Origin of the sequence: Vibrio sp. 10N.222.46.A1 (assembly GCF_041473595.1) — a bacterium.
GTDB classification, from domain to species: domain Bacteria; phylum Pseudomonadota; class Gammaproteobacteria; order Enterobacterales; family Vibrionaceae; genus Vibrio; species Vibrio tasmaniensis_A.
In genome coordinates this window covers 1-8,581 of the sequence record NZ_JBFRSN010000189.1, presented here as the reverse complement: position 1 = coordinate 8,581, position 8,581 = coordinate 1, and the positions used below count along the sequence as shown (strand labels likewise).

Here is an 8,581-nt window from a genome sequence, read left to right as displayed (position 1 = left end):
TATCTAAGTTGACATTTTTACGCGACATACGGAACAGGGTAAGCCTGTATACCTCCCTATGGGAAAGCTACCTGTGAAGGTGGCCGATAGGTATGCAGGTAAAGGAGGTTAGAGAAAGCAAATGATGATTTCGAATGAAATTAGTGCATCTTCTTACAACGAACCGTGGTCTCTCAATTACTGAGTGCTCATTGGCGAGGTATTAAAGCTTCAAGTGCGTATCGCAAAGGTAATTAACACGAAGAGCTAATGTTGCGATCAACTTTTGGTCTCGCTCTAGTCCTATAACGATTTAATTACTGGGTGCTTCACTGTGCCTTTGTGGAGGCTTGAGCCGTATGCAGTGAAAGTTGCACGTACGGTTCTGAGGAGGGTGGCACCTGGTAACAGGTGCCGTCTATCCGACATTTCCTTTCGGCTTGAAGAGATTTGGCGGATCAAAACCAAACTAGAGATTGATAGTAGTTGGATGTAGCTTGCGTTACTTAACTGAGCCATTCTTGATAACAAACTAAGATCGAGTGATTTTCTCTACTTCCGGGGTTGCGAGGTCTCTTCGCAAAATAGGATATTTAGCCGTGTTAAGCAGATTCAGAGAAAAACAGACCTTGAAGTTCAATTTGAGAAAAAGACAAGAACTCAACAGAGTCTCATGAAATGGATTTTGATGACTTCCAACAGCCAGCAATTTTCTTTTCCAAGCCAAATGCGAAAGCAACAACCGATTAGGTATATACAGGCTTAAATTAAAAGTTGGAATGTTCGATTTTCTTCTTTGATTTGTAGGCTTTCATTGAAATTTTTAAGACAAGTTGTTCTTGTTTCGTTGAAATGAGCTGCTTAGTTAAAGCTTTGTGGTGTAGGTCCGTGATAAAGTTTTTTTCCCAAGGCGTAAGGCGGTCAAACCTTAATAAAATAGTGTCATTTAGTACATTGAACAACTCGTATTGGCTTTTATCCATTCGACTGCTAAGCATTCAATTAGAGCACTTAGCTAGAGAAATGACGTTAAGGCTTTCTACGTTCTCATTTTTGCCTAAGGTAATGATTCGATAAGAGACCCCCCTCTCTAATAGTGGTCTTATTTCGATGTTGTCACAAAAACTAACGGCGACTTTTTCTACTAAGCTGTCCATATTCAAAGTTTTCTTTTTTACGAAAATAAGAGTGACACTATTGCCCTCTGACTGAGCATTTACGAGTGTGATTGAGCCTAACTCTTGTGGCAGTTGGCTTGAGATAACCGTCGCTCTATAATCGGCAAGCCCATTAGATTTTATTGGGCTTATCTGACAACCGTTAAGCATGACACTGACGAAGAAAATTACTGTTGTTCGTTGCATTATGCGCTTCTTCTCCCTTTAGGTGCCTTAAAATATTTATGGATATAACGTGAAGACATAGAAGATAAGAGCGCACTGTAATCTAAACTGAATGTGACTTTTTCCCCTACAAGTAGTGGTTTCTGTGAGGATTCAAGGACAAAGTGATCGCTAGTTGAAGACATGATCTTAATCCCATTCGGAGCCTTAAGCCCGCTGACACAAACATCTTGGCGGCCTAATGCCAGAATAGCTTGTGATACCTCCCCTCTATCTTGAAGGTTTTCTTTTTCACCAAAAGCATTTAACCCCCGACTTCCCCAAGGCAAAGTCGGTTTAATCTTGGATTCAATCACTTCAGCGGTCAAAGAAACCGCATCCGTATGTAAGCCTTTGATATTTTCGTGCTCTAAAGGCTCACAGCCTAAAAAAATTGCTTCTCCTATACGAAGGTTATTGACTCGAGTTAAGCCTGTTCTCTGAAGAGCCCAGTTAACTGAAGCAGAATTACCCCCTGAAATAATTTCTAGATTGACCCCAAATGTAGCTTCAATTCCATCGGCAAGATCAGAAAGAATATTCATATTTTGTTCATTTGGAGCGACGCCATACCGACAGGCTAAATTCGCACCAATTCCTTTTATCGTGATGTTCGGTAAAGAAATAATCTCTCGGATAAAATCAATCACGCGATTCGGCATCACACCTTCTCTGAGATCGCCAAGCTCAACCATAATAATGATACCGTGACGGCAATTTTGTTGTTCCGCTGCATGTGAAAGCCTCTGAATTACTTCAACTTCAGAATTTAAACTCATATCACTGTATTTTATTACACTCGCCACTTGACTTAGCATGGGCGTACGTATCAGCATTTTAGGGATAGCAATGCCTGATTCAGTCATCTTTTGAAGGTTTTCCATTCTTGAATCGGCTAACATTGTTACGCCAGCATCAATAAGAACTTGTGCGATGATAGGGTGGCCGAGGAAGACTTTTGTTACAGGTGTAACGGATATATTTTTTAGTGAGAGCTGAGTGATCAGGTACTGAGCGTTATGGTGAATCTTCCCACAATCAATGTCTAATCTAGGGCAGTTCACCCTTTTGCGGCCAGTTTTCTTGCTATCATAGGGAAGGCTGACGTTACGATGTGCAGTAGATGTTCGACAGGCTGTGATAATGCATCAGTAACCGGTATACCAAATTCGGTAGTGTAGCTGTCTATCGCACGACAGGTTTCATCTAAAGACATATCTTCATGATTCAGTGTTAGTCCAATAACATCGGTATTAGAAAACGTTTCGATAAGATTGATTTCTGAAGCAATCGAAGGCATTGGGCAATCAGGAAAATCACTACGATATAAACGTTTAGGAGCATGTTGCAATATCACACCCGCTGGACAACTGCCACGTAAGATAAATGCGCTGGTTGAAAACGCAGGATGACTCAAGGCTCCTTGCCCTTCAATAATAATCAGGTCCGGATTTTCTTTTTCATAGGCCTGTACAATGACAGATTCCAACTCACCGGCACAAAATTGTGAAGGGACAGCATCGAGTGCAACGCAGTATTGTGCGCCTTGCATAATACCTGTTTGACCAGTGGCAATCAGAACGACGTTAAGGCCTTTTCTAGTCAGTTCATTCGCTAATATTGTTGCTGTTGTTCGTTTTCCTAGCGCGCAATCCGTCCCCATTACAGCAATTCTCGGACATTTAACGTTATGTATTTTCCCGCTAAACGTTTTCAGATCGCCTTTACTTTTGGGTTTGCGAGTATCGAATATTCGAACGTTATTCTTTAAGCTAGCTTCTAAAAATAGAGGATCATCAGTTAGGAATTCATGTAAGCCATTTACGATGTTCATTCCTAGTGACATGGCATTTAAAATGATGCTTTTATCTAAGTCAGATAAAAAACCACTTGATGGCGCAATGCCAAAGATGAAGTAATCGGGAATGCTTTCCGCGTGAATGATAGCTTCTTCAGCATTGGCAAGGATCGGTATTCCATTGGCTTTGTTATCAAGTACTTCTCCAGCATCTAAGCCGGCAGATACACTATCAATAACCGATAGAATACGATAGCTTAATGAATGCCTCACTAGCCCATTAGCGGTTTTACCATCAATTTCACCGAAATTACCTTCGCAATATATAATTGCCGAAGGGATGACAGGTTTCACTTTCTGAGCAAGTGGTAGCCAAGGAGCGATATGAGTTACATTGTAGTTGGTTTTAAAATTTTCAATTCTAGTGAATTTGAAGATGTTTCTTAACTTTTGGGTTGAAATGGACATAATTAAAGCCTGCGGTGAGGCTTAGAAGGGCAACTAAGGAGTGCCGAGATGTGAGTTCGGAAAAGAAAAGAAGTCCCTACTAAGCGGTAGGGATAAAAACCAAGGTAACACACTTACCAGACTATTGTTGGTTAATATTAAGACACTTCTGCGTCTATCACTTTGAAAATTAGCCCTTACTAGAGTGAGTTATCGCCCGAGAATCGACTCAATTAACATCCTAATATCAACACAGATACCTAAACCGTTCAACTTCCTCATCAGTACGTGTTGGCATTGCTTTGATAAGTCTTCCTCTGCGCTTGGGAGCTCGTCTGTTTAGGTTTGGATGCTCTCACTTTTCGATTTTTAGGTTTACTCATAAACTGACCTGATAATATTCCACGAATGACTTCCCCTATCGCCTCAGAAGATAGCGATACTTGCGCATCATTCACATGGGCAAACGAAGCGTTGACGGAATACGCTTATGACCTAACAACTGCGGTGCCATTCATCATTTTTGACAAAAGACCATCTCAGCCCCGTCACCTCTTAAATTAGACAACCCATTAAAAGGAGCAATTTTAGCACCTTAAAACGATTTTAAGCTGCTTTGGCTCTTCCATACTTAAGATGTGTGATTAAGCTATTTTTTACGGTTTTGCTTAATGCCATCACAAGGATTCTCCATACAAGACGCTGCTGAACAGCATACTTAAAAATAGAACGAAGCACATCAAGGTTACGGTTGGCAGCGCCAGCCTAAGTCAACTAAATTCATCAAATCAACGTTGTACATGGTATGAATCAAGGCTACTGACGGGATAGCACACAAACTCTGGCAATAAATGTCTTTTCAAGGCACTCCTTGCTGTCCCTATCGAATCAAATTTCCATGTCGTGCACACCATAAACCATACATGACTCCTTAACCAATTCATCAAATTTATTGCAGGATTATTAGACAAAAAATCCCTTTATACAGAAACCATTTCCAACGTGTTCCAATCTTAGCCGAGTGGTTAACTCGCGCAGCTCAAGAATCTACCTTACCGCCTTTTGACCACTTTTTTCTTAATTCAAAAAGAGTGGCAAGAGTTGAAAATGGCGAGTTGGCTACATGACTGTGGAAAAATCACGACACCCGAAAGTGTGGTCAAAAAATCAACAAAACTGGAAGCGATTTATAACCGGATCCACGAAGTAAGAATACGCTTCAAGCTTCTTAAACGTGAGGAAGAAATTACGAAATTGAAGTCTTTGGTGCAAGCGTATCCAGTTGGATGGTGAGATCAACTAATAGAAAATTGTGAACAGTTGAATCAATATTTTTAATTTTTAGCTCAGCTTAATTTGGGAGCAGAGTTTATCACACCAACTGAACCTAATATCATCTCACGAATGTGGACTCTAACCTTAAGTAAACAACTCGGTACATCTTCAGAAGAAATGAAGCAGTACACGAAAAAAGATAAATACCCAGCCGAAGCAATATCAGGCGAATAAAGGATAAATGCACAACTTAGGTATTCAGAGCGGCACGTTAACAGAGAAAGAACGGTTTATCATCAACGATCACATTGTTCAAACCATCCATATTTTGGAGTAGCTACCGTTCCCACAACATATTCGAAACTTGGCAAAAATTGCGGGAGGCCACCATGAGAAAATTAATGGTAAGTGTAACCTATGGGCTTAACGGGCTCAGAGATGCCTCTTACCACAAAAGTCATGGCCATTGCCGATCTCTTTGAAGCGTTGACCCTGCTCTGTTCGCTTTTTTTTTAAGTTCGAGGGTTTGTAAACGTCTTACTGATGACTATTTACAGCCTGAGCAAATTGATGAAGTAAATATTAACGATTATTTAACGTGATATCGACGTTAAGAGCCTGTTCCTAGTCGTCATAAAGAGAAGAGGCCGATACGCGAACGTTGTTTCTCTCGTCCTTTCTACTTTCTTCGCAAACGTAATCTTCTCGCATCGGCTCAAAACTTGTTACGCCGTCACAATATATAATCCTGACACCTTAACCTAGATTGTCTTCTAGTCTTATGGAGTCGGTAGATTCGAAATCCTTAACGAGCACCTCATGTACCTAAACCGCCTTTACGGTGGAGTCAAAATCGGTCGAATTCACCTAGATATATCTCGGCGGATCTTGTGGGACAAACTGTCATGCGGCCTCCTAAAAACTGCATCGAACATAAAAACAAAACCGGCTTTCTTTTGCGCGAGCTGAGCGGTAATTTGCAATGCATCGATGGTATTACGCGCCATCCAATCGACTTTGGTAACGTGAATAATGTCCCCTTCCCTCGTAAAGCCCAACAACTGGTTTAGCTGTTAAATTTGAACGTCGGACGTTTAGTCTTAGGTACTGACACGGACATAGACAATTTTCATGAAATAAGCCTAGAATAAAACCAAATTTGGCGCCTAGTACTGTTGCCATTATCCGACACAGCATTGAACCATCCAGTTGCAAATTCTGATTAGCAATATAGACGATAATTTTATTTTCCATGCTCACTTAGAGTGCTTTGAGCACTTGTGAGGTAAGACGTGCAATACGGCTGACTTCTACAAACACCAAATTACCTATCCCAACCTTTTTGGTAGAGTCATAGAGCCCGTGCTTTTAGTTTGCTACATATTGGTTGTCTGAAGAGACTCCTAAATATGCGTAGTTCACCATGTTTTCACCTTAAATAAGATTATCTAAGGTAGACAAAAAAGTGAACGGATATAAGAAAGTGCGAACAGAGTCAGACAAAAAGACAGCACCGAAATTCGGTGCTTTTTGAAAATGTGAGAGCTAGCTTACAAAACGTCTCTGAGGTTTTTACGCTCTTCAATTTCTTCTTGTTCCGGGATAGTTCCAGGCAGCGTAATTTTTTTTGGATTTTGCTTAATACTTTGCACCGATCGAACAGACTTAGACGTCTTGGATTTCAAACTGAATACCTGTGGATTAATCGTAAGGTTTTGTCTTACTTCAACCGCAAACTCTTGATTTTCATTTTCAGGTAAATAATTACTCTTAAGGTACTTAATCGACAGGAAATCCTTGTTTCTCTTTAACGTAAATAAGCACTTTGTTAATCGCATTATCGACGTTAAACCAGCCCCAGATGCCATGGTAATTTCTTGATTACCACGAATTTCCTCTTTATTCACATGATGAACAAGCAATAAACTAGCGCCTGATTCACTGGCAAGGCTTTGGAAGACATTTTTGATTAAGCGATCGTGTTTGACTTCCTCACAACGGCCTATTGACTCAGTCACGGTGTCTACTATCACTAAATCGAATTCAGAGAAAATTTGTTTGAGTTGTTCTAAATACTGCTTATGTTCTACTTTTTCTTGTGCAGAGCTGTCGGGCGGGAGCACTATCGGTTCAATGTCCGTTAAAAAATGTAGATTTTTTTTTAGCTCTGACTTAATGGTGGCAGTGCAATTAACCAGCTTTTCTTTCATTCGAGATTGAATCACGCCAGCCCCGTCTTCTGAACTCAGTACCAAGGTTTTAGCCGGTTTGTCGGCCGCGCTCATCCCTAGTAAAGACATTGAAGAAGCGTGTTCCATCGCAATACAAAGTGCAAGGTGAGATTTACCGACATTCGGTGCGGCAATCAACATACCTACATGCCCTTTGAGTAAGCCTTTTATACTGAACTCTAGGCTTTGGCTCGCAGGTGAAGACATCAAGCTATCAAGAGATTGAGTAATCATGATTTACCCTCCCCAATATAAAAGATCTGTATACCATTACCAACATCGCGAAATTGAAGACTAAAATCTTTTTCAATTTGCACGGCATTGGCCAACAAATCTTTTCTTAGATCGCTACGGAAGCTATGGCTGACTTTAGAAGCAATAGACTGAATGTAACTATCGAGCGCCCATTCAAACTTTTTGTTATGTAAAAATTCTGCTTTGTGCGTGGTAATGTATTTTAAGAATGAGCGAACTGACGGTTTACTATAGTTGGTCATTTTGTGTTGTTCTAATCGATAATAGTAACCATGGTCGCGTATCGCTTGTAGCAAGCGCATGTCTGGCACTAAGAATACATGGTTAGTTAGATTCTTACTGTTTTTACGGCCGGTTTTGAATTTACTTCGATCACAATAGAAACGGTAATCTTGCACAAATTCTAAGGGCTTTTTGCCTACAACGTTCTGTTCTTCATCGAGTTCATTAATCACCAAATGAGCCGTTGCCAATTGAGTAATACGACGCTCAATTTGATCGTAGTTCGGACGAGTTGTCGCCATTCCCATTCGGGTTGCTAGCTCATACATACTCATCGATAAAACGGTTGCATCCCGGTCAATAAAAGAGTCGAAACCATCTTGTTGAGTGTCAGAAATATCACCATCAGAAATGGTTTGATATACTTGGGACCAATTTAAACGAGATCCCGCTTCATAAGAAGCATCGTCGAGTTGAATAGTTTGAGCATAGGCCAGCATAGTCTCGAGGATATCGCGATGAGGTTGTAGGAGATAATCTACATGTAGATCAACCCTGAAGCTTTTCCCATAGCTATTAATATTAACACTCTCTAATGGGTGATTTGGATCTGTACCACCACTCTGAGCAATTTGAATCAATTTTGACTGCATCGTTGAAGTCAAACGAGAAGCAGGATGAAAAATAGTTGCTCGAGAGAACAGAATCGATGAGATAAACCGATTTTTTCGGTCTTCTTCATTAATAACCGTCAGGCTAGAGTTGGATGATAACGTCATGATCATTACCTAAGAATGAGATAGTATCATTTTAACAGATAACCTTACTTACATCATCAACTTCGGTAGATGTCTATATTATTTCGGTAAATATCTATAGCTCGTCACATAAATTATGTATAAATATCGGTAAATAACTACTTGTTTCGGTAAATGTTTAGTTACTTCACAATGATCAAACTATGTATTTAATTCATAATTTATCTAATGTTT

General features: G+C 40.2%; 6 protein-coding genes and 4 pseudogenes. 2 read left to right on the top strand and 8 right to left on the bottom strand.

Annotated elements, in window-relative coordinates; translation table 11 throughout:
- Window positions 1–373: 373 nt before the first annotated feature.
- Window positions 374–733: pseudogene (locus AB4496_RS06525) on the top strand (hypothetical protein); the annotation flags it as partial.
- Between the two features lie 13 nt (window positions 734–746).
- Here AB4496_RS06525 and AB4496_RS06520 read toward each other — a convergent pair.
- From AB4496_RS06520 to AB4496_RS06505, 4 genes and pseudogenes are all read right to left on the bottom strand, one after another.
- Window positions 747–977: a hypothetical protein gene (locus AB4496_RS06520; protein WP_016800070.1), complete on the bottom strand. Its 231-nt coding sequence runs from the start codon at window positions 975–977 to the stop codon at window positions 747–749.
- Window positions 978–1,343 carry a type II secretion system pilot lipoprotein GspS-beta gene (gene gspS2 / locus AB4496_RS06515; protein ID WP_102258277.1) on the bottom strand — a complete coding sequence of 122 codons (366 nt, stop codon included), beginning with the start codon at window positions 1,341–1,343 and terminating at the stop codon, window positions 978–980.
- Window positions 1,300–2,425: pseudogene (locus AB4496_RS06510) on the bottom strand (alanine/ornithine racemase family PLP-dependent enzyme). The gene gspS2 and the pseudogene AB4496_RS06510 overlap by 44 nt, the downstream one beginning before the upstream one ends.
- Entirely contained in the window at window positions 2,422–3,627 is a 1,206-nt protein-coding gene (locus AB4496_RS06505) for a DUF1611 domain-containing protein (protein WP_016800067.1), read from the bottom strand. Before AB4496_RS06505 ends, AB4496_RS06510 begins: the two are co-directional and overlap by 4 nt.
- 1,086 nt (window positions 3,628–4,713) lie before the next feature.
- Between AB4496_RS06505 and AB4496_RS06500 the strand changes: the two genes are divergently transcribed.
- Window positions 4,714–4,899 (top strand): hypothetical protein, encoded by a 186-nt coding sequence (locus tag AB4496_RS06500; RefSeq protein WP_102258279.1) that lies wholly within the window; start codon window positions 4,714–4,716, stop codon window positions 4,897–4,899.
- An 848-nt stretch (window positions 4,900–5,747) separates the two neighbouring features.
- Here the strand turns inward: AB4496_RS06500 and AB4496_RS06495 are convergent.
- The 4 genes and pseudogenes from AB4496_RS06495 to AB4496_RS06480 all read right to left on the bottom strand — a co-directional run.
- Window positions 5,748–5,954: pseudogene (locus tag AB4496_RS06495) on the bottom strand (recombinase family protein); the annotation flags it as partial.
- A 91-nt stretch (window positions 5,955–6,045) separates the two neighbouring features.
- A pseudogene (locus AB4496_RS06490) lies at window positions 6,046–6,306 on the bottom strand (resolvase); the annotation flags it as partial.
- A 125-nt stretch (window positions 6,307–6,431) separates the two neighbouring features.
- Window positions 6,432–7,346, bottom strand: coding sequence for an AAA family ATPase (locus AB4496_RS06485; protein WP_102258280.1), 915 nt, complete (start codon window positions 7,344–7,346; stop codon window positions 6,432–6,434).
- Complete coding sequence (locus AB4496_RS06480; protein ID WP_016800063.1) at window positions 7,343–8,368, bottom strand: hypothetical protein; 1,026 nt, start codon at window positions 8,366–8,368, stop codon at window positions 7,343–7,345. Before AB4496_RS06480 ends, AB4496_RS06485 begins: the two co-directional genes overlap by 4 nt.
- Between the last annotated feature and the right edge of the window lie 213 nt (window positions 8,369–8,581).

Bases quoted from the DNA above. Each gene is read 5' to 3' on its own strand.
- AB4496_RS06520 (WP_016800070.1), bottom strand. From the start codon at position 977: ATGCTTAGCAGTCGAATGGATAAAAGCCAATACGAGTTGTTCAATGTA.
- gspS2 (WP_102258277.1), bottom strand. From the start codon at position 1,343: ATGCAACGAACAACAGTAATTTTCTTCGTCAGTGTCATGCTTAACGGT.
- AB4496_RS06505 (WP_016800067.1), bottom strand. From the start codon at position 3,627: ATGTCCATTTCAACCCAAAAGTTAAGAAACATCTTCAAATTCACTAGA.
- AB4496_RS06500 (WP_102258279.1), top strand. From the start codon at position 4,714: ATGGCGAGTTGGCTACATGACTGTGGAAAAATCACGACACCCGAAAGT.
- AB4496_RS06485 (WP_102258280.1), bottom strand. From the start codon at position 7,346: ATGATTACTCAATCTCTTGATAGCTTGATGTCTTCACCTGCGAGCCAA.
- AB4496_RS06480 (WP_016800063.1), bottom strand. From the start codon at position 8,368: ATGACGTTATCATCCAACTCTAGCCTGACGGTTATTAATGAAGAAGAC.